This window comes from Pseudooceanicola batsensis HTCC2597, assembly GCF_000152725.1.
GTDB classification, from domain to species: Bacteria; Pseudomonadota; Alphaproteobacteria; order Rhodobacterales; family Rhodobacteraceae; genus Pseudooceanicola; species Pseudooceanicola batsensis.
This window is the reverse complement of the sequence record NZ_CH724131.1, coordinates 1,858,510-1,878,002: the sequence shown is the minus strand read 5'-3', so window position 1 is coordinate 1,878,002 and position 19,493 is coordinate 1,858,510. Positions and strand designations below refer to the sequence as shown.

13 protein-coding genes are annotated in these 19,493 nt (G+C 68.1%); 4 read left to right on the top strand and 9 right to left on the bottom strand.

Annotation, left to right across the window (positions count from 1 at the left end; genetic code table 11):
- Position 1 precedes the first annotated feature (1 nt).
- From OB2597_RS12995 to betI, 8 genes are all read right to left on the bottom strand, one after another.
- Complete coding sequence (locus OB2597_RS12995; protein ID WP_009806037.1) at positions 2-970, bottom strand: ABC transporter permease; 969 nt, start codon at positions 968-970, stop codon at positions 2-4.
- Positions 971-1,024: 54 nt separating this feature from the next.
- Positions 1,025-2,596 (bottom strand): ABC transporter substrate-binding protein, encoded by a 1,572-nt coding sequence (locus OB2597_RS12990; protein ID WP_040609331.1) that lies wholly within the window; start codon positions 2,594-2,596, stop codon positions 1,025-1,027.
- Positions 2,597-2,882: 286 nt separating this feature from the next.
- Positions 2,883-6,026 (bottom strand): efflux RND transporter permease subunit, encoded by a 3,144-nt coding sequence (locus tag OB2597_RS12985; protein ID WP_009806035.1) that lies wholly within the window; start codon positions 6,024-6,026, stop codon positions 2,883-2,885.
- Between the two features lie 14 nt (positions 6,027-6,040).
- A complete protein-coding gene (locus OB2597_RS12980; protein WP_009806034.1) occupies positions 6,041-7,234 on the bottom strand; it encodes an efflux RND transporter periplasmic adaptor subunit in 1,194 nt (397 codons plus the stop codon).
- A gap of 212 nt (positions 7,235-7,446) precedes the next feature.
- On the bottom strand, positions 7,447-9,099 hold the full coding sequence (betA, locus tag OB2597_RS12975; protein WP_009806033.1) for a choline dehydrogenase: 1,653 nt from the start codon (positions 9,097-9,099) through the stop codon (positions 7,447-7,449).
- Positions 9,099-10,556 carry a betaine-aldehyde dehydrogenase gene (betB, locus tag OB2597_RS12970; RefSeq protein WP_009806032.1) on the bottom strand — a complete coding sequence of 486 codons (1,458 nt, stop codon included), beginning with the start codon at positions 10,554-10,556 and terminating at the stop codon, positions 9,099-9,101. Before betB ends, betA begins: the two co-directional genes overlap by 1 nt.
- Positions 10,557-10,567: 11 nt before the next feature.
- Positions 10,568-12,076, bottom strand: coding sequence for a choline-sulfatase (betC, locus tag OB2597_RS12965; protein WP_009806031.1), 1,509 nt, complete (start codon positions 12,074-12,076; stop codon positions 10,568-10,570).
- Positions 12,073-12,645, bottom strand: a complete 573-nt coding sequence (betI, locus tag OB2597_RS12960) for a transcriptional regulator BetI (protein ID WP_009806030.1) — start codon at positions 12,643-12,645, stop codon at positions 12,073-12,075. Before betI ends, betC begins: the two co-directional genes overlap by 4 nt.
- 599 nt (positions 12,646-13,244) lie before the next feature.
- Between betI and OB2597_RS12955 the strand changes: the two genes are divergently transcribed.
- From OB2597_RS12955 to OB2597_RS12940, 4 genes are all read left to right on the top strand, one after another.
- The gene (locus OB2597_RS12955; RefSeq protein ID WP_009806029.1) at positions 13,245-14,609 is read left to right on the top strand and encodes an ABC transporter substrate-binding protein; all 1,365 of its coding nucleotides are present in this window, start codon (positions 13,245-13,247) and stop codon (positions 14,607-14,609) included.
- 46 nt (positions 14,610-14,655) lie between these two features.
- Positions 14,656-15,927: a carbohydrate ABC transporter permease gene (locus OB2597_RS12950; protein ID WP_009806028.1), complete on the top strand. Its 1,272-nt coding sequence runs from the start codon at positions 14,656-14,658 to the stop codon at positions 15,925-15,927.
- A 109-nt stretch (positions 15,928-16,036) separates the two neighbouring features.
- A complete protein-coding gene (locus tag OB2597_RS12945) occupies positions 16,037-17,251 on the top strand; it encodes a carbohydrate ABC transporter permease (protein ID WP_009806027.1) in 1,215 nt (404 codons plus the stop codon).
- Positions 17,252-17,255: 4 nt separating this feature from the next.
- A complete protein-coding gene (locus tag OB2597_RS12940) occupies positions 17,256-18,299 on the top strand; it encodes an ABC transporter ATP-binding protein (protein ID WP_009806026.1) in 1,044 nt (347 codons plus the stop codon).
- 285 nt (positions 18,300-18,584) lie between these two features.
- Here OB2597_RS12940 and OB2597_RS12935 read toward each other — a convergent pair whose 3' ends face one another.
- Entirely contained in the window at positions 18,585-19,448 is an 864-nt protein-coding gene (locus OB2597_RS12935) for a MurR/RpiR family transcriptional regulator (RefSeq protein ID WP_009806025.1), read from the bottom strand.
- Positions 19,449-19,493 lie beyond the last annotated feature (45 nt).

Below are 19,493 nucleotides of genomic sequence, written 5' to 3'. Positions count from 1 at the left end.
GTCATCCTCCCAGCCGGATGCGCGGATCGACGACGAAATAGAGGATGTCGACGATCAGGTTGATGAAGACGAAGAGCAGGGCGACGAAGACGAGATAGGCCGCCATGATCGGCACATCGACGAAATTCACCGCCTGGATGAACATCAGCCCCGTGCCGGGCCACTGGAACACCGTCTCGGTGATCACGGAAAAGGCGATGAGCGCGCCGATGTTCAGCCCGATGACGGTGATCACCGGAACGAGCGTGTTGCGCAGCGCGTGCACGAAATGGATCGAGCGGTCCGAGAGGCCCCTGGCGCGGGCGAACTTGATATAGTCGGTGCGCATCACCTCGAGCATCTCGGCCCGGACGAGGCGCAGGATCAGGGTCATCTGGAACAGCGACAGGGTGATCGCGGGCAGCAGGATCGACCGCCACCCGTCCACCGTCAGCAGCGAGGTGGTCCACCAGCCGAGGTCCACCGTGCCGCCGCGCCCGGACGAGGGCAGCCATCGCAGGATCACCGCGAAAAGGTAGATGAGAGAGATGCCGATGATGAAGGTCGGCAGGCTGACCCCGACGAGCGAGATGGACAGGACCGCCCGGGATATCCAGCTGTTGCGCTTGATGCCGGTATAGACGCCCAGGCCGATGCCGAAGACCAGCGCGATGATGGCCGACACGAAGACGAGCTCGATCGTCGCGGGCAGCCGCTCCATGATCAGGTCGTCCACGGGCCGGCGGATGCGGTAGGAGAGGCCGAAATCGCCCTGCAGCGCATTGCCGACAAAGCGCGCGTACTGGGTCAGGATCGGGTCGTTCAGCCCCAGCTTTTCGCGGATCTCGACACGCTGTTCGCGGGTCGCGTCCTGGCCGACCATGTTGTTGACCGGGTCGCCGACGAAGTTGAACAGCGAAAAGCTGATGGCCGAGACGACGGCCATGACGAGAAACGACTGGGCCAGTCGCTTGAGAATGAAGAGAAGCATGCAGTCGTCCGCGCCGCAGGAGGCCGGGCGCCGCAGGGGCGCCCGGCAGTGTCCTTACTTCTTGACGACGTAGCGGGGACGCAGGGCGTCGTCCGCGGCGATCGGGATATCGAAATCCTCGGACATCGCCCATGCGATCACCTGGTGGTGAAGCGGCAGGTAGGGCATTTCCTCGCGCACGATCTGCCATGCCTCGTCGATCAGCGCCGCGCGCTTTTCGAGATCGGTCTCGGTGGTGATCAGCTGCGTGATCTCGTTCACGCGCTCGTTGTCATAGCCGGTCGCGTTCCACGAGCCGTCCTTCGCCAGCAGGTAGGAGAAGACGTAGTGGCTGTCGAGCGTCGGCACGCCCCATCCGAGCATGTAGAAATCCGAGGTCCGGTTCTGGATCTTGGGGAAGTGCTGCGCCTTGGGGATCGCGTCCAGTTGCACGTCCACCCCGATCCGGGCCAGCATCGACACGGCCGCCTGGCAGATGGCCTCGTCGTTGATGTAGCGGTCGTTCGGACAGTCGAGCTGCACCGAGAAGCCGTCGGCATAGCCTGCTTCCTCCATCAGCGACTTGGCCCGTTCGACATCGTATCCGTAGGGCTCGTCCAGCTCGGGCGTGTTGCCCATGACACCCGGCGGGGTGATCATGGCCGTCGGGAAGGACAGGCCCTCCATCGCGACGCGCTTGATCGCCTCGCGGTCGATGGCGAGGTTGAAGGCTTCGCGCACCTTCTGATCCTTGAAGGGGTTTTCCTCGAGGTTCGAGGACCGGAGCGTGTCGATGCCCTGATCCATGCCGAAGAAGATCGACCGGATCTGCGCGACCGTTTCCACCTTCAGCCCGTCGGCGGCCCTGAGGCGCTCGAGGTCCTGAAGCGGCGGGTCGAGAACAAAGTCCACCTCACCCGACAGCAGCGCGGCGACGCGGGTCGCGGCGTTCGAGATCGGGCGATATTCGATGCGGTCCAGGTTGCCCGGGAACTCGTCCTTGCCCCACCAGTCCGGGTTGGCGACCAGAACGGTCAGCTCTTCCGGGGCGCGGCTTTCGACCATGAAGGGGCCGGTGCCGTTGGCGTTGCGCACGGCATAGGTTTCTTCGTCGGCGGCATAGTTCTGCGGCGTGACGATGTCGTTGGCTTCGGCCCAGCCCTTGTCCACCATCATGATCGAGGTCAGCTGGTTGGCGAGGATCGGGTTCGGCCCGTCGGTCACCAGCTTGACGGTGTGATCGTCGATCACCTCGACCGAGGCGACGTTCTTGGCCTGCTCCTTGAAGTCCGAGCTTTCGGCCATCGCGCGTTCGAAGGAAAAGACCACGTCCTCGGCGGTGAAATCCGCACCGTCGTGGAACTTGACGCCCTCGCGCAGCTTGAAGGTCCAGCCGTCCGGCCCCGGCTCCCAGCTTTCGGCCAGTTCGGGCACCAGTTCAAGCGACGGATTCCGGCTGACCAGCGACTCGTAGATCGTGCCGTTCATCGCGTTGGTCGGCCCTTCGTTCTGCGACATCGGGTCCAGCGTGAGCGCGTCACCCTGGCTGGTCCATCGCAGGACGTTCTGGGCGTCCGCCGCGATCGGGGCGGTCAGGCCCAGGATCGACACGGACAGAGCCGTTGCCATTCTTCCTTTGAAGTTCATTGAAGTCTCCCTGTCGTTGTTTGTGCGCGTCGAGGCGCGGTAACGATCGTTAGCATGTCCAAGTCTGGTGTCTTGCCCGGTTCATGTCACCGCAAAGCAGGCCCGAAGGCGTGCCAGGGTGCCACCGACTTGGGCACGTGACCAAAAAGACAGCAATTCCGGTATATCCCATTCGGGGCATTTGTCCAACGATGCCCTGTCGCAATGGCATGTTGACGTAGGGAAATCTTCCTGCCGATGCCGTCCCCGGGGCATGCGCCGCGGCCCTGCCGCGCGGTCGGGCCCGCTACTCGCCGGCGTAGCCCGGGGCGGCGGCCAGTTCGCGGGCCAGCCGCTTCTGTTCCTCGACCTTGGGCGTCGAGAAGCGGGCGAGCAGCAGATAGGCCACCGGCGTGAGATACAGCGTCGAGATGGTGGCGAGGCCGAGGCCGCCCACGATCACCCAGCCGAGCGCCTCGCGCGCCTCGGCGCCGGCTCCGGATGACAGGATCAGGGGCACGCCGCCCAGCACGGTCGAAGTCATCGTCATCATCACCGGGCGCAGGCGGATCGACGAGGCCTCGAAGATCGCGTCGCGTAGGGCATAGCCGCGATCCCTGAGCTGGTTGGCGAACTCGACGATGAGAATCCCGTTCTTGGCCATGATTCCGATGAGCATGACCAGCCCGATCTGCGAATAGACGTTGAGCGACATGCCGGTCAGCACCATCGCGATCACCGCGCAGGCGAGGCCGAGCGGCACGGTGCACATCACCACGATCGCCGAGATGAAGCTTTCGAACTGGGCCGAGAGCACGAGGAAGACCACGAGTATCGCGAAGCCGAAGGTCATCAGCATCCCCGAGGACGTCTGGTCGAGGGTCGCCGCCTCGGCCAGGGGCACGATGCGATTCTCCTCTGCCAGCAGCTCCTGACCCAGCCGTTCGACCTCGGCCATGGCCGCGCCGAGCGACATCTCGGGGGTCAGCCCGGCCGAGATCTCGACCGACCGGTTCTGCCCTTCGCGGTTCAGTTCGGGCGCGACCGCGCGTTCGGACAGGCTGACGAAGGTCGACATGGGGATCATCTGCCCGTCGCCGGCGCGGACGAAGACGTTCTCGAGGTCCGAGGGGTCGTTCACGGGGTGCGACGAGGACAGCATCTGGATGTCGAACGAGGTGTCGTCGATGAAAAGCTCTCCGACCGAGCGGCCGTCGAGCACGGCGCGCAGCGCCTCGCCCAGGCCGGTGATGTCGACCCCGAGATCCGAGGCGCGGCGGCGGTCGATCTCGATGAAGAGCTGCGGCATCGTCGTCTCGAACTCCAGCCTGACCTGGCCGAAGGCGGGGTTTTCGGACATCCGCGCGACAAGCCGCTCCGCCACTTCGGCCAGCTGGTCGAAATTGTTGCCCGTGATGGCGAAGGACAGGCCCCGGCCCGCCCCCCGGATACCGAGCGAGTTGGGCTGGATCACGAAGGCGCGCAGGCCGACGACATTGCGCTGCGCGGCGTTGATATCGGCCGCGATCTCGTCCTGGCTGCGGCTGCGCTCCTCCCAGGGGGAAAGGGTCATCACCATGAATCCGCGGTAGTTGCGGTTGCCGAAGCCGGCGATCGAGAAGACGCTGGTCACCTCGCCACTATCCCGCAGCGGCTGGATGGCCTCTTCGATCTCGGCCATCTTGCCGGTGGTGTAATTCAGCGCCACGCCCTGCGGCGCGGTGATCGACAGCAGAACCACCGCCCGGTCCTCGCGCGGGGTGAGCTCGTTCCGGATGCTGCCCGACATCATGTAGGCGGTCGCGGCGAAAAGCCCGGCGATCACCAGGATGACGAGCGGCCCGGACAGCGCCCAGTGCAGCGTCCGGCGGTAGAACCCGGCCAGCCGGTTGCCCAGCCAGATCATCGGGCCGCGCTGGTCCTCCTTCATGGGTCGGGTGAGAAGCCGGCTGGCCAGGACCGGGCAGAGGGTGAGCGCCACGACCGACGACAGCATGACCGCGATGGCGAGGGTGAAGCCGAATTCGCGGAAGAGGCCCCCGACCTGTCCCGGCAGGAAGGAGAGGGGGATGAACACCGCCGCCAGGGTGGCGGTGGTGGTGACCACGGCGAAGAACACCTCCTGCGTGCCGATCACGGCGGCGGCGCGCGGGCCGGTGCCCATGCCGCGGTGCCGGACGATGTTCTCGAGCACGACGATGGCGTCGTCGACGACCATGCCGGTGGCCAGGACCAGGGCCAGAAGCGTCAGGATGTTGACCGAAAATCCGACGAGGTAGAGGGCGGCGATGGTGCCGATCAGCGCGACGGGCATGGTCAGCGCCGGGATCAGCGTGGCGCGGATGTCCCGCAGGAAGAGAAAGATGATCGCGATGACGATGGCCACGGCGAGGCCGAGGGTTTTCAGCACCTCGGTGATCGAGCCGTTGATGAAGGTCGCGTCGTCGGAGGTGACGAAGATCGACACGTCCTCGGGCAGGCTCTGCGAGAGATCCTCGACCACCCGCCGCACATTGGCCGAGATCTCGAGCGTGTTCGAGGTGGCCTGCCGGATGACCCCGATGCCGATTCCGGTCTGGCCGTTGGCGCGCAGCACGGTCTCGTTCGGCGCGGGCCCGAGCGAAACGCGGGCCACGTCGCCCAGCAGCACGTTCTCGGCGACCTCCAGATCCTCGAAGGCCTCGGCGGTCGAGATCAGGGCGGTGGTGCGGACGTTGATCGTCTGCCGTTCGCCCGACAGGTCGCCCGCCGGCACGTCGAAGGCCACGGTGCCGAGCGCGCTGCGCAGGTTGGCCAGGGTCAGCCCCCGCGCCGCCAGCTTGCGCTGGTCGATGTCCACGCGGAAGATCGGCTCGCGGTCGCCATAGACCTGGAGGTCGGCGACGCCGGCCACGGATATGAGTCGGTCCTCGACCCGGTTCGCGACCAGTTCGGTCAGTTCCTGCGGCGAACGCGTGCGCGAGGTGACGGCGACGCGGACCACGGGCTGGGCGTTGGCGTCGGCCTTGACGATGCGCGGGTCCTCGGCCCCTTCGGGCAGCTGATTGCCGATCCGGGCCATCGCGTCGCGGGTGTCGGTGGCGGCCACGTCGAGATCGACATCGTCGCCGAACTCCAGCGTCACACGGCTGCGGCCATAGCGCGAGTTGGACGAGATCGTGCGGATGCCCGAGACACGGCCTACGGCGCCCTCGACCCGGGCCGTGATCTCCTGGTCGACGGTCTCGGGGGAGGCGCCGGGAAAATCGGTGGTGACGGTGACAACGGGGCGGTCGACGTCCGGCAGTTCACGGATCTCGACCCCGGCCAGCCCGGCCAGTCCGGCGATCACGATCAGGGCCGACAGGACGAAGGCGAGGATCGGCCGCCGCACGAAGAGGCCCGTGCCGCCCCCGGACTCGATGGCCGGAGGGGTGCCGTCTGCCTCGGGTCGCGTGCTCTCGTCGGTCATCGCCCGTGCTCCGGTCAGGACTTGCGGGTGGTCGCGGCGTCGGGCGCAGCGTCGGGCGCGTTCGCGGCGGCGTCGCGGTCGATCGAGACCTCGGCCCCGGGGCGAAGGGTCTGGACGCCCTCGATCACCACCGGTTCCCCGGGCTCGAGCGCGCCTTCGACCAGAACGGTGCGCTGGTTGCGCTGCCGGATCTCGATCGGGACGCGGGTGGCCTTGCCGTCGCGGACGGTCCAGACGAAGGCCCCGTCGCTCGACCATTGCACGGCGAGCGGGTCGACGGTCGGAAAGGGGTCGCCTTCGAAACTCATCGTGACCGACAGCGACATGCCGTCCCGCAGGCGGTCGCCCTCGTTGGCGAGCTGGCCGAGAACCCGGACGGTCCGGCTGTTGCGGTCCACCATGTTGTCGATGGCCACGACCTCGCCGGCGATCTCGACGCCGTTCAGGGCGAGGGGCTGGGCGGTGATCTTCATGCCGGGTTCCAGCTTGGTCAGCACGCGTTCGGGAACGCGGAAATCGATCTGGATCTCGCTCCGGTCCGAGATCACGGCCAGTTCCTCGCTTGCCGTGACGCGGTCTCCGACCTCGTATTCCAGCAATCCCATCCAGCCGCTGATCGGCGCGATCACCTGCCGCTGGGCCAGGTCGAATTCGGCCTGGCGCACGCCCAGTTCGGCGGTGCGCAGCGCCAGTTCGGCCTCGCGCAGGGCGACGGCGGTGGCCGAGCCCGCCTGCCTGAGCCGGTCCAGACGGTCGGCATCCTCGCGCGCGTCGTCCAGAACCAGACGTGCGCGGTCCAGCGCGATCCGCTCGGCCTCGTCGTCGAGGTGGAAGAGGATGGTGCCTTCTTCGACCATCTCGCCGGCGCCGAAGCCGATTTCGGTGATCCGGCCGCTGGTCTCGGCCCGCACGCTGACCGAGCGCAGGGCCCGCCCGTCGCCGATCGCGGTGATCCGGTCGTTGAGCGCGCCGGTGCCCACGGGGGCGGTGACGACCCTGGAGGCGCCTCCGCCGCCGAACCGGCGTGCGCCCGCGCCGCTTTCCGCGGCTTCGGCCGGAGGCAGGCCCAGCAGGTCGGCGAGGCCCGTCCGTTCAAGCATCGGCCTGGCCGAGGGCACCTGGGTGGCCCAGACGAGGATGAAGACGCCGAGCACGATCGCCGCCAGCATGATCTGGCTCAGGGCCGATTTGATCCAGTCGAGCCACATGGGCCGTCACCTTTCTCGCGCGGGGCGCTGCATTCCGGTGCGGCGCAGGGGCGGCCGCTGCAGCAGACATACCAGCCAAACGCCCGCTGCCGCCAGAGGATCGCGACTTGCCCCGGTCCTCCGGCCGCGACCGGCGCGTTTCCGGGCATCCTACGCGCAGAACGCGGGCATGTCGCGTCATATTCAGGTGAACGGGCCGGGCCTTCGCGCGGTCACACGGCGCCGCTCGCGGCCCGCAGGAGGGGCTGGGCATTGTCCGCGGGCAGGGGTGTCCGGCCGAGGATGTGATCGGCGGCCTTTTCGCCGACCATGATCGACGGCGCGTTGAGATTGCCGTTGGTGATCCGCGGAAAGACCGAACTGTCGGCAAGGCGCAGGCGGTCGACCCCGATCACGCGCGTCTCGGGGTCCACGACCGCGCCGGGGTCGTCCGCGCGGCCCATGCGCGCCGTGCCGCAGGGATGATAGGCGCTTTCGACATGGTCGCGGATGAAGTCGTTCAGCGCCTCGTCGGACTGTGCGGCCGCACCCGGCTGGATCTCGTGCTTGTAGTACGGTGCAAAGGCGGGCTGCGCGAAGATCCTGCGGGTCAGGCGGATGCAGGTCCGGAAGTCGGCCCAGTCCTTTTCGTGGCTCATGTAGTTGAAGCGGATCACCGGCGCGTCGTCGGGGTCGCGCGACCGCAGCGTGACCGTCCCGCGCGAGGGGCTGCGCATCGGGCCGACATGAGCCTGGAAACCGTGCCCCTCGGCCGCGGCCTGCCCGTCGTAGCGGACGGCGATCGGCAGGAAATGGTACTGGATGTCGGGATAGGCGGCCTCGGGGCCGGACCGCAGGAAGGCGGCGCTCTCGAACTGGTTCGAGGCCCCCGGTCCGCTGCGGGTCAGCAGCCAGCGCGCGCCGACATAGGCCTTGCCGAGCAGGGTCCAGTACCTGAAGAGGCTCACGGGCCGGGACGCCGCCGCCTGAATGTACAGCTCCAGGTGATCCTGAAGGTTCCGGCCCACGCCGGGGCGATCCGCCACCACCGGGATCCCGTGCTCGGCCAGGTGCGCGGCCGGGCCGATCCCCGACAGCATCAGAAGCTTGGGCGAATTGAGCGAGGAGGCGGCGAGGATCACCTCGGCCCCGGCCCCGATCACCTCGGTCCGGCCGTTGCGCGAGACCTCGACACCGGTGGCCCGGCCGTCCTCGATCACCACACGGCGGGCGAGGGCCCGGACCAGGGTGCAGTTCTCGCGCTTCAGCGCCGGTTTCAGATAGGCGCTGGCGGCCGACCATCTCTGGCCTTTCCAGACGGTCATGTCGAAGGGGCCGAACCCTTCCTGCTGGCGGCCGTTGTAGTCGTCGGTCACCGGATACCCGGCCTGCCGCCCGGCCTCGACGAAGGCGCGGGTCAGGGGGTTGTCGCGGCGCCCGCGCGTCACGTGCAGCGGGCCGTCGGTCCCGCGCCACGCGGGGTCGCCGCCATGGCCGCCGTCGTGCCAGTGCTCGAGCCGCTTGAAATAGGGCAGCACATCGGCAAAGCCCCAGCCGGTGGCGCCCTGGTCGCGCCAGTGGTCGAAGTCGCAGGGATGACCGCGGACATAGATCATCCCGTTGATCGACGAGGAGCCGCCGATCACCTTGCCCCGCGGGGTGGCCAGCCGCCGCCCGCCGAGATGCGGCTCGGGTTCGGACCGGTAGCCCCAGTCGTAGCGCTTCATGCCCATCGGATAGGAGAGGGCGCCCGGCATCTGGATGAACGGCCCCGCATCCGTCCCGCCGTGCTCGATGACGACGACGCTCCTGCCCGCCTCGGCCAGTCGGTAGGCTATCGCGCATCCCGCGCTTCCGGCGCCCACGATGACATAGTCGGCCTGCATCAGAAGGGCGCCTCCACGTCGCCCATGCGCACGTAGACGGATTTGAGCTGGCTGTAGTGTTCGACCGCCGCCTGCGCGTTCTCGCGCCCCACGCCCGACGCCTTGACCCCGCCGAAGGGCGCCTCGACCGGCGCGTCGTTGTAGGAGTTGATGAAACAGGTCCCGGCCCGCAGCTTCCCGGTCACCCGGTGTGCGCGTGCGAGGTCGCGGGTGAAGACCCCGGCCGAGAGGCCGTATTCCGTGGCATTGGCGCGGGCGATCACCTCGTCCTCGTCGTCGAAGTCCAGCACCGACATGACGGGGCCGAAGATCTCCTCGCGCGCGATGGTCATCGCGTCGGTCACGTCGGCGAAGACCGTGGGTTCGAGGTAGAACCCCTCGCGGTCCACGCGCCTGCCGCCGGTGACCAGCCGCGCGCCTTCGGTCCGGCCCTTGTCGATATAGCCCAGCACGATGTTCATCTGCGCCTCGCTCACCATCGGGCCGAAGGAGGTCGCCTCGTCCAGGGGGTCGCCGATCACCGCCGTCGTCAGCCGGGCAGTCAGCCGGTCGAGGAACCGCTCCATGATGGCGCCGTGCACGAAGACCCGCGTGCCGTTCGAACAGATCTGGCCCGAGGAGTAGAAGTTCCCCAGGATCGCCCCGCCGACCGCGTTCTCGATATCGGCGTCGTCGAAGACGATCATCGGGGACTTGCCGCCCAGTTCCATCGTCACGTGCTTCATGTCCGCGGCCGCGGCGGCATAGACCTTGCGCCCCGTGGGGGCCGAGCCGGTCAGCGACACCTTGGCGACGCGCGGATCGGTGACCAGCCGCGCCCCGGTCTCGCCCAGGCCCTGCACCACGTTGAACACACCCGGAGGCGCGCCGGCCTCGGTCAGGATCTCGGCCACCTTCAGCGCGCAGAGCGGCGTGGTCTCGGACGGTTTGAAGACCATGGTGTTGCCGCAGGCCAGCGCGGGCGCGGCCTTCCAGCAGGCGATCTGCGTGGGATAATTCCAGGCCCCGATCCCGACGCAGACGCCAAGCGCCTCGCGGATCGTGTAGACCCAGTCCCGACCGAGGGGGATGTGCTCTCCGGTCAGGGTTCCGGCCAGTCCGCCGAAATATTCCAGCGCGTCGGCCCCGCTGGTGGCGTCGGCCACGAGCGTTTCCTGCAGGGGCTTGCCGGTGTCGCGCGTCTCCAGCACCGAAAGCTCGTGGTTCCGCGCGCGCATGATCTGTGCGGCGCGGGTGAGGATGCGACCGCGCTCGCGCGGGCTGAGGGCGGCCCAGTCCGGCTGCGCCGCCTCGGCCGCGGCCAGCGCCTGGTCCACGACAGACGCCGTTGCGGCATGGACGGTCGCGATCCGGTCCCCGGTGGCCGGGTAGATCACCGGAATCGCGGCGCCGGCCGTGTCCTCCACGTAGCGGCCGCCGATATGGTGGCTGGCCTCGGGCTGCGTGTCGTAGGTCATCGCCGGCTCCTTCATTCGCCGCGCGGAAAGCGCTGCTTTTCCTCGACCACGTTCAGGTCCATGTGGTTGCGCATGAACCGCTCGCTCGCTTTCTGCAGCGGCTGGTAGTCCCACGGGTAGTAGGCCCCGTTGCGCAGCGCCTCGTAGACGATCCAGCGCCTGGCCTGCGACCGCCGCACTTCGTCGTCGAACCGGTCGAGATCCCATCGGTCTTCCGCCTCGGCGCGGAACTCCGCCAGCGTGTCGGCATGGGCCGGGTCGTCGGCGAGGTTGGTCATCTCGTGCGGGTCGGCCTCGAGATCGAACAACTGGTCGGGGTCCAGCTTGCAGCGATTGTATTTCCACCGTCCCCTGCGCAGCGAGACGAGCGGCGCGTAGGAGGCCTCGGCCGCGTATTCCATCCGCACCGGCGTCTCGCGCGGCGTGCCGTTCGCGATCGGCACCAGCGTCTCGCCGAAGGACCATTGCGCGACCTCGGCCATCGATATGCCGGCCAGGTCGCAGAGCGTCGGGCAGGCGTCGATGTTCGACACCGGGTCCGTGACCAGCCCCGGGGCGATGCCGGGGGCCGAGATCATCATCGGCACCCGCGACGAGCCTTCGTAGAAGCTCATCTTGAACCACAGCCCGCGTTCGCCCAGCATGTCGCCGTGATCCGAGACGAAGAGGATCACCGCCTCCTGCCGCGTGCGGTCCAGCACGTCGAGGATTTCTCCGATCTTGTCGTCGAGATAGCTGATGTTGGCGAAATAGGCGCGGCGGGACCGGCGGATATCCTCGTCCGTTATGTCGAAGCTGCGCCAGTCGTTGGCGTCGAAGATCCGCTTGGAGTGGTTGTCCTGCTCCTCGTAGGGGATCTTGCCCACCTCGGGCTCGAGATGCTCGCAGTCCTCGTAGAGATCCCAGTATTTCTTCCGCGCCACATAGGGGTCGTGCGGATGGGTGAAGCTGACGGTCAGGCACCAGGGTCGCGCATCGTGCCCCCGCGCCAGGTCATAGAGCTTGCGGGTCGCGTTGTAGGCGACCTCGTCATCATACTCCATCTGGTTCGAGATCTCGGCGACCCCCGCCCCGGTGACCGAGCCCATGTTGTGATACCACCAGTCGATCCGCTCGCCCGGCTTGCGGTAGTCCGGGGTCCAGCCGAAATCGGCGGGATAGATGTCGGTCGTCAGCCGTTCCTCGAAGCCATGGAGCTGATCGGGGCCGACGAAATGCATCTTGCCGGAGAGGCAGGTCTGATACCCGGTGCGGCGCAGGTGGTGGGCGTAGGTCGGCAGGTCCGAGGGAAACTCGGCGGCATTGTCGTAGACCCCGGTGACCGAGGGCAACTGCCCCGACATGAACGACGCCCGCCCCGGCGCACAGAGCGGCGAGGCGGTATAGCAGTTGCGGAACCGCGCGGATTTCGCCGCCAGCCGCTTGAGATTGGGCGCGTGCAGCCAGTCGGCCGGGCCGTCGGGAAACAGCGTTCCGTTCAACTGGTCGACCATCAGGATGAGGATGTTGGGTTGTGTCATGACAGCGCCTTGAGTTCGTAGTCCAGTGCCGCGAGGACATGGTCGGCGGCATGTTCGCCGGTGGTGTCCCCGGGGTTCACGGCGAAGCGCAGATAGATGCCGTCGATCAGCCCGCCCAGCCGTTCGGCGATGTCCGGCGCATGGTCCCCCGCCAGAGGGCGCAGATCATGCGCCAGGTTGGACTTGAGCCGCCGGTGATAGATCGACAGAAGCCGCCGCGCTTCCGTCGACCGCTGCGCCATCACGTAGAAGTTCAGCCACGAGGCGATGACCTCTGACCGGAAGTTCGTCGCGCTGAAGCTCGCGCGGATCACGCCTTCAAGGCGGCCCCGGCGGGACGTGGCGCCGGCCAGGGCGCCGCGCACCTCGGCGCCGTAGATCGTCAGCACATAGCGCATGGCGGCCAGGAACAGGTGGTCCTTGTCGCCGAAATAGTGGAACGCCAGCGCCGCCGACACGCCCGCCCGCTTGGCGATCTGCCCGACCGTCACGTTCAGCGAGCCGCTGGTTCCGATCTCGTGGATGGCAGCCTCGACAAGCTGCAGTTTTCTGGCGGGCAGGGGAGGCATGGTGACCGGTACTCCGAAACAGGGGGTCTGCCCGCTTGGTAGCCGGGGACTGATTGACCAGTCAATCAGAAAGCGGTTCCGCGGCACTCGCGGCGCCGTGTGCCCCTTTCAGCACCTGCGACGGCTCGCCCGTGGCGCGGCGCGGCGACGGCCCCGGGGCACCTCGTGCGTGGCCCGGGCTGTCGCCGGATCTCACCGCGAACGCCCCCGACCCGAAGGGGGGCGCGCAATGGCCCGTTCCGTGGCGCAGCGGGCTGGCTGTTGCGCCGCTTCCGGGGGCGCCGCACGGTCGGTTTACCACTCGGAAAGGGCGCGCCGTTATCAATGCCTAATCTTCGTGCAGCAGGTAAGGGCTTCCCATGCAAGTACAATTCCGCCGTTGCGACGGGGTGCGCGCCCCCGGACTTGACAGGCTGTCGCCGAGGCGCACCATCGGCTTCAGACCGGTCGGCGCGGGGCGGAACCCGCGCCAAACGGCACCCCGGCAGGGATCGGGACAATGTTGAGCAGTGCGGGAGGCACGCGCGCGGACCCCCGGGGGGCCGGTGGCGCACCAGGTTCCCGCACGAGTGATCGAACGCTTTGCCAGGGAGGGCAAAATGACTTCATTTCACAGGATCCGGGGGCTGCGCGGCTCCTTTCTGATCGCCAGTGCCATGACCGTCGGGCTGGCCGCGATGGCCGAGGCGCAGTCCCTCCGCTTCTGGACGACCGAGGAACAGCCGGAACGGCTGGCGCGGCAGGAGCAGATGGCCGCCGATTTCCAGGAGATGTCCGGCATTGCGGTCGAGGTGATCCCCGTCACCGAAAGCGAACTGGGCACCCGGGCCACGGCGGCCTTCGCCGCCGGCGACCTGCCGGACGTGATCTACCATACGCTTCAGTACGCGCTGCCCTGGGCCGAGGCGGGCATCCTCGACGCCGAGGCGGCGACCGAGGTGGTCGAGGATCTGGGCCGCGACACCTTTGCGCCGGGCGCGCTGGACATGGCCTCGTTCGAGGGCGGTGTCGCCTCGGTGCCGGTGGACGGCTGGACGCAGATGATCGTCTACCGCAAGGACCTGTTCGAGGAGAACGGGCTCGAGCCGCCGACCACCTATGCCAATGTCACCGCCGCCGTCGAGGCGCTGCACAACCCGCCCGAGATGTACGGGTTCGTCGCCGCGACCAAGGTGGACGACAACTTCATGAGCCAGGTGCTCGAACATGTCTTCCTCGCCAACGGCGTCTCGCCGGTCGGGCCGCAGGGCCTGCAGGAGCTGGACGAGGCGAAGACCGTCGAGGTGCTGGAATTCTACAAGACCCTGGTCGAGGCCTCGCCGCCGGGCGACCTGTTCTGGAAACAGTCGCGCGAGGTCTATTTCGCCGGCGACGCGGCGATGATCATCTGGTCGCCGTTCATCCTGGACGAGCTGGCCGGCCTGCGTGACAGCGCACCGCCCACCATCACCGACGACCCCACCTCGTCCGAACTGGCCTCGAAGACCGGGATCGTGACCAACTTTGCCGGCCCCTCGAATTCGGAGGGCGCCGCCTGGGCCGAGATGAACCTTTTCGGGATCACCGTGGATGCCGAGATCGACGACGCCATCGACTTCGTCAAGTTCTCGATGGAAGACGGCTACATGAACACGCTGGCCATCGCGCCCGAGGGCAAGTTCCCGATCCGGCGCGGCACCGCTGAAGAGCCGTCCCGGTTCGCCGACGGGTGGGCCGGCCTCGATGTGGGCGTGGACCGCAAGGCGCCGCTCGGCGATCTCTACTCGGCCGACATGATCGAGCAGATCGTCGGCGGTCTGGACGTCGCCAAGCGCTGGGGTGTCGAGGACGGGCAGCTGGCGCTGGCCTCGAAGATCGTGAACAGCCAGGCCATCAACCGCCTGGTGCGCGAATATGTCGACGAGGCGCGCAGCGCCGAGGAGACGGTCGCGATGATGAACGAGGAACTGGCCGCGATCGAATGATCGGCCACCTGGTGCCCCGGCCCTGCGCCGGGGCCTCTGCGCCCCGATGAGCGACACGACCGAACCCGCGCCGATCCAGCCGCCCCCGGCCGCCACCCCGCCCCGGGGACGCGGCCGGCTGGCGCGGCGCGAGGCGCGGCTGGCGTGGCGGTTGCTGCTGCCGACGCTCTTCGCCGTCTCCCTGGCGGTGGTGGTCCCGCTGCTGGCGATCTTCTGGATCTCGGTCAAACCGGTGGAGCTGGCGGACCTGCGGCCGCCGGCGCCGGTCGTGCGGGAAAGCCTGCGCGGCTCGGGCGAGGAGATGCGCATCCAGTACCGTCTCCGCAACTCGTCGCGGGATCGGGAGATCCGGGGCGTCGTCCTCACCGACACGCTGCCCGGGGTCCTGCGCCTGCGCGGCGAGCCGGAGGCACCCTGCACGGTCGAAGGCAGGGAAATCACTTGCGATTTCGGCGATATCGAGGGCGGCTTCCGTGCCTCGGTCGAGGTGCCGGTCGCGGGGGACGAGGACGAGGAGGTGCTCGAGGCCGCGGCGGAAGGCTCGGCCCCGGTGGTCACCGGCCAGGCCTCCCACGTGTTGACGGACGGGACCTTCACCCTGGCGAACTTCGCCCGCATCTTCGACGGCGAGGCGTTCTGGCGCGTTCTCGGCGTCACGCTCTTCTACACCTTCTTCGGCACCGCCGGGGCGCTGCTGGTGGGCCTTTTCGCCGCGCTCCTTCTGGACCGCTCGTTCCGGGGGCAGGGCATTCTGCGGGGGCTCTACCTCTTTCCCTATGTGGCGCCGGTGATCGCGGTGGCCTTCACATGGGTGACGCTGTTCGACCCGTTCTCGGGCTCGGCCAACGCGCTGCTCTTGCGGATGGGGGTGACGGGGGAGGCGATCAACTTCTTCGGGGAGCGGCCGCTGGCGCTGATCATGGTGACGCTGTTCGAGGTGTGGCGGTATTTTCCGTTGTCGTTCCTGTTCATCCTGGCGCGGATGCAGTCGATCGACACCGACATGTACGAGGCGGCGGACATGGACGGGGCCTCGCCCTTCCAGAAGTTCCGCTACCTGTCCCTGCCGCAGCTGACGGGGATCCTGTCGGTCCTGTTCCTGCTGCGCTTCATCTGGACCTTCAACAAGTTCGACGACATCTTTCTGCTGACCGGCGGCAACGCGGGGACGCGGGTGCTGACGGTCAATGTCTACGAACAGGCCTTCGCGCTGTCGAACATCGGCGCGGGGGCGGCCGTGGCGGTGGTGATCTTCCTGTGCCTCGTGTTGTTCAGCGCCTTCTTCTTCCGGGTGATGAGCCGGGAGGAGGGGCTGTGAGGGCGCCTTGCCGGGATGTTGCGCCGGCCCGGGGCCGTCGCGCCGGCGGGGGGCCAGCCCCCCGCGCCCCCCGGGATACTTGCCGCAAGAAGAATGAGGGGGCGCGGACATGAGGGTGCTGTGGTTCGGGTTCGTGGCCGGGCCCCTTCTGGGGGCGCTCTGGGCGGTGGTGGCGGTGGTGACGGTCGCGGTGGCGGTCGCTTTCGCCACCGGGGAGGCGGTGCGGCCGGGGATCGGCATGGCGGTGCTGGCGGGGGCGTTGGCCGGGCTGGCGGCGGTGGTGCGGGGCGCGCGCTGGCTGACGATGCTGGTGGCCCTGGCGATCACGGCCTCGCTCGCCGTGGCGGGGGCCGGGGTGCTGCGGTTCGGACCGGAGGTGGCGCCCCGGCTGGAGGCCGTGTCGGTGCTGCTGGCGGCGGCGGCGATCGCGGGGCCGGTGGCGCGCGTCCTGGAGGGTGTCGGGTTCCGCGCCATCACGCGGCATGCCTTCGAGGCGGCGGTGATCCGCTTCCTGACGGGCTTCGGCTATGTCTTCTTCACCGCCATCGTGGTGATCCCCTTCTACGTGATGATCATGACCTCGCTGAAGTCGCAGCAGGCGCTGTTGCAGAACCCCCTGGATTTCACCCTCGAACTCGGGCGGGGGGCGGATCTCTTCCGGTCCTACCGGGAGCTGCTGACGGATTACGATTTCGGCCGCTACCTCTGGACCTCGTTCGTGGTCTCGGTGCTGACGGTGCTGGTCACGCTCGCCTTTTCGATCCCCGGGGCCTATGCGGTGGCGCGGCTGCGGTTCCGGGGACGGGCGCTGTTCTCGCGCTCAATCCTGCTGATCTACATGGTGCCGATGATCGTGCTGGCGCTGCCGATCTACATCGGGTTCTCGATGGCGGGGCTGCGGAACACCGTTTTCGGGATCGTGCTGATCTATCCGGTGACGACCATTCCGGTCGCGCTCTACATGCTGCAGGGCTATTTCCGAGGCCTGCCGGCGGAGGTCGAGGAGGCGGGGCTGATGGACGGGCTGGGCCGGCTGGCGGTGATCTGGAAGATCACCCTGCCGCTGTCATTGCCGGCGCTGGCGAGCGTTTCGCTCTATGTCTTCATGATCGCCTGGAACGAGTTCCTGCTGGCCTTCATGCTGCTGGACGATCCGTCGAAATTCACGCTGACGCGGGGGATCGCCTCGCTCAATTCGTCGGAAATCCCGCGCCAGCACCTGATGGCGGGGGCGGTGATCGCGACGGTGCCGATCATGGCGCTGTTCCTGGGGCTGGAGCGGTTCATGACCCGGGGGCTGGCGGCCGGAGCGGTGAAAGGATGAGAAGATGAGCGCGATCACGCTGGAAGGCGTCGAGAAATGGTTCGGCGAGGCGCAGGTCATCAAGGGGATCGACCTGGAGGTGGAGCCCGGGGAGTTCGTGGTCTTCGTCGGGCCCTCGGGCTGCGGGAAGTCGACACTGCTGCGGATGATCGGCGGGCTGGAGGAGATCAGCAGGGGCCGGCTGCTGATCGACGGGCGGGACGCCACCGCCGAGCCGCCGTCGAAGCGGGGACTGACCATGGTGTTCCAGTCCTACGCGCTCTATCCGCACATGACGGTGGCGGAGAACATGGGCTTTTCGCTCAAGACCGCCGGCGCGCCCCGCGACGAGATCGGGCGCAAGGTGGCGGCGGCGGCGGAGGTGCTGAAGCTGGAGCCGCTGCTGGAACGGCAGCCGAAGGATCTGAGCGGCGGGCAGCGGCAGCGGGTGGCGATCGGGCGGTCGATCGTGCGCGACCCGACGGCGTTCCTCTTCGACGAGCCGCTGTCGAACCTGGACGCCGCGCTCAGGGTCGAGATGCGCTACGAGATCGCCAAGCTGCACCAGCGGCTGCAGAAGGCGATGATCTACGTCACCCACGACCAGGTGGAGGCGATGACGCTGGCCGACCGGATCGTGGTGCTGGACGCCGGGCGGATCGCGCAGGTGGGAACCCCGCGGGAGCTTTACGAGCGGCCGGCGGACCGCTTCGTGGCGCAGTTCATCGGTTCGCCCAAGATGAACGTCATGCCCTGCCGGCCCCGGGGCGAAAGCTGGGAGGAGGCCGGCGTGCGCGGCGGCGGCGGCGCGCCCGCGGGGGCGGTGGAGCTGGGCGTGCGGCCGGAGCACATCACCCTCGGGTCGGTCGGAGAGGGGGCCTGCGACGGGACGGTCGATGTGGTCGAATATCTCGGAGCGGATACCTTCCTGGTGGTGGATGCGGGCGACCTGGGGCGGATCACGGTGCGGATTTCGGGCGAGACCGCGCGGCGGCCGGGCGAGCGGGTCGGGCTGGTCTTCGACCCGCAGCGGCTGGTCTTTTTCGGCGAAGACGGCCGGGCAGTGTGACGGAGTGACCGGGCGCGCCCCGGGGCGCGCGGTGGCGGGAGATCCCCGGTCGGGGCCGGGGATGATCCTTGCGGAGCGTCGACGGCGGAGCCCGGAGGAGGGCGCGGCGGGGGGCTGTCTGCCCCCCGTCCGCCGCGGGCGGCGGCCTCCCCCCGAGGATATTTTCCGGACCAAAGAAGCATCTGTCGTTCGAGGAGGCGGCGGCTGTGGAGCGGAGGGTCGCCCGGATCGGCGCGCATGTGGCCCCCGCGGCCGGGGACGGAAGCGGACCGCGGGCGTGTGGGGTCAGTTGCCGCGGAAGATGCGGGAGGCGCCCAGCATGTTCTCGAGTGCGGCAATTCGGTCGGCGCTCTGACCGGAACTGCGGCTCTGGATGTCGGCGACCAGCGCCTCCACGACGAAGTTGATGGCGAGGGTGGAATCCCAGCTCGACGGGACCTCGACCATGGCGCGGAAGGTGTGGGCGGCGTATTTCTCGATCGGCGAGCCCCAGGCGTCGGTGAAGAGCACGATCTCCGCGCCCTGTCCGACCGCAAGGCGGGCGAGCTTTTCCAGTTCGCGTTCGTAGCGGCGGATGTCGAAGACGATCAGGACCGAACGGTCGTCCATGTCCAGCAGCGACTGCGGCCAGACACTGGGCGAGCTGTCCATCAGGAGGACATGCGGACGGATGATCTGGAGATGGTTGAAGAAATAGTGGGCGTTGGAGCGGGTGATCCGGCCGCCCAGCAGGTGCAGGCGCCGGGCGGGATCGGAGAGGAGTTCGGCCACCGTGTCGAACCGGGCCAGGTCGAGCCGGTCGAGCGTGCGGTTGATGTTCTCGGACACGGCCTCGACAAAGCGCGAGACAATGTGGTCGCGGGCATCGTCGCGCGCCGCCTCGAGCTTGGCGAGGGGGCGTTTCATCCGTTCGGCCAGTTCGACGCGGATGGCGTCCTGCAGGTCGGGATAGCCGTCGAAGCCGAGTTTCCGGGCCAGTCGGATCACCGTCGGGGTCGAGACCTCGGCCACCTCGGCGAGGCGGGTGATGGATTGCAGGCCCGTGACCATCGAGTCCTCGAGAAGCACGGCGCTCAGCCTGCGTTCCGAAGCGGTCAGCTCGGCCTGCTTTTCCTTCAGGAGGTCGCGCACCAGCGGCTTGCTGCCCAAGAGAGAGGTTCCTTTCTGTACAAAGGACCGGCGTTTGTAGAAATT

Excerpts from the sequence above, each read along its gene's own strand:
- OB2597_RS12995 (WP_009806037.1), bottom strand. The coding sequence starts at position 970 with ATGCTTCTCTTCATTCTCAAGCGACTGGCCCAGTCGTTTCTCGTCATG.
- OB2597_RS12990 (WP_040609331.1), bottom strand. The coding sequence starts at position 2,596 with ATGAACTTCAAAGGAAGAATGGCAACGGCTCTGTCCGTGTCGATCCTG.
- OB2597_RS12985 (WP_009806035.1), bottom strand. The coding sequence starts at position 6,026 with ATGACCGACGAGAGCACGCGACCCGAGGCAGACGGCACCCCTCCGGCC.
- OB2597_RS12980 (WP_009806034.1), bottom strand. The coding sequence starts at position 7,234 with ATGTGGCTCGACTGGATCAAATCGGCCCTGAGCCAGATCATGCTGGCG.
- betA (WP_009806033.1), bottom strand. The coding sequence starts at position 9,099 with ATGCAGGCCGACTATGTCATCGTGGGCGCCGGAAGCGCGGGATGCGCG.
- betB (WP_009806032.1), bottom strand. The coding sequence starts at position 10,556 with ATGACCTACGACACGCAGCCCGAGGCCAGCCACCATATCGGCGGCCGC.
- betC (WP_009806031.1), bottom strand. The coding sequence starts at position 12,076 with ATGACACAACCCAACATCCTCATCCTGATGGTCGACCAGTTGAACGGA.
- betI (WP_009806030.1), bottom strand. The coding sequence starts at position 12,645 with ATGCCTCCCCTGCCCGCCAGAAAACTGCAGCTTGTCGAGGCTGCCATC.
- OB2597_RS12955 (WP_009806029.1), top strand. The coding sequence starts at position 13,245 with ATGACTTCATTTCACAGGATCCGGGGGCTGCGCGGCTCCTTTCTGATC.
- OB2597_RS12950 (WP_009806028.1), top strand. The coding sequence starts at position 14,656 with ATGAGCGACACGACCGAACCCGCGCCGATCCAGCCGCCCCCGGCCGCC.
- OB2597_RS12945 (WP_009806027.1), top strand. The coding sequence starts at position 16,037 with ATGAGGGTGCTGTGGTTCGGGTTCGTGGCCGGGCCCCTTCTGGGGGCG.
- OB2597_RS12940 (WP_009806026.1), top strand. The coding sequence starts at position 17,256 with ATGAGCGCGATCACGCTGGAAGGCGTCGAGAAATGGTTCGGCGAGGCG.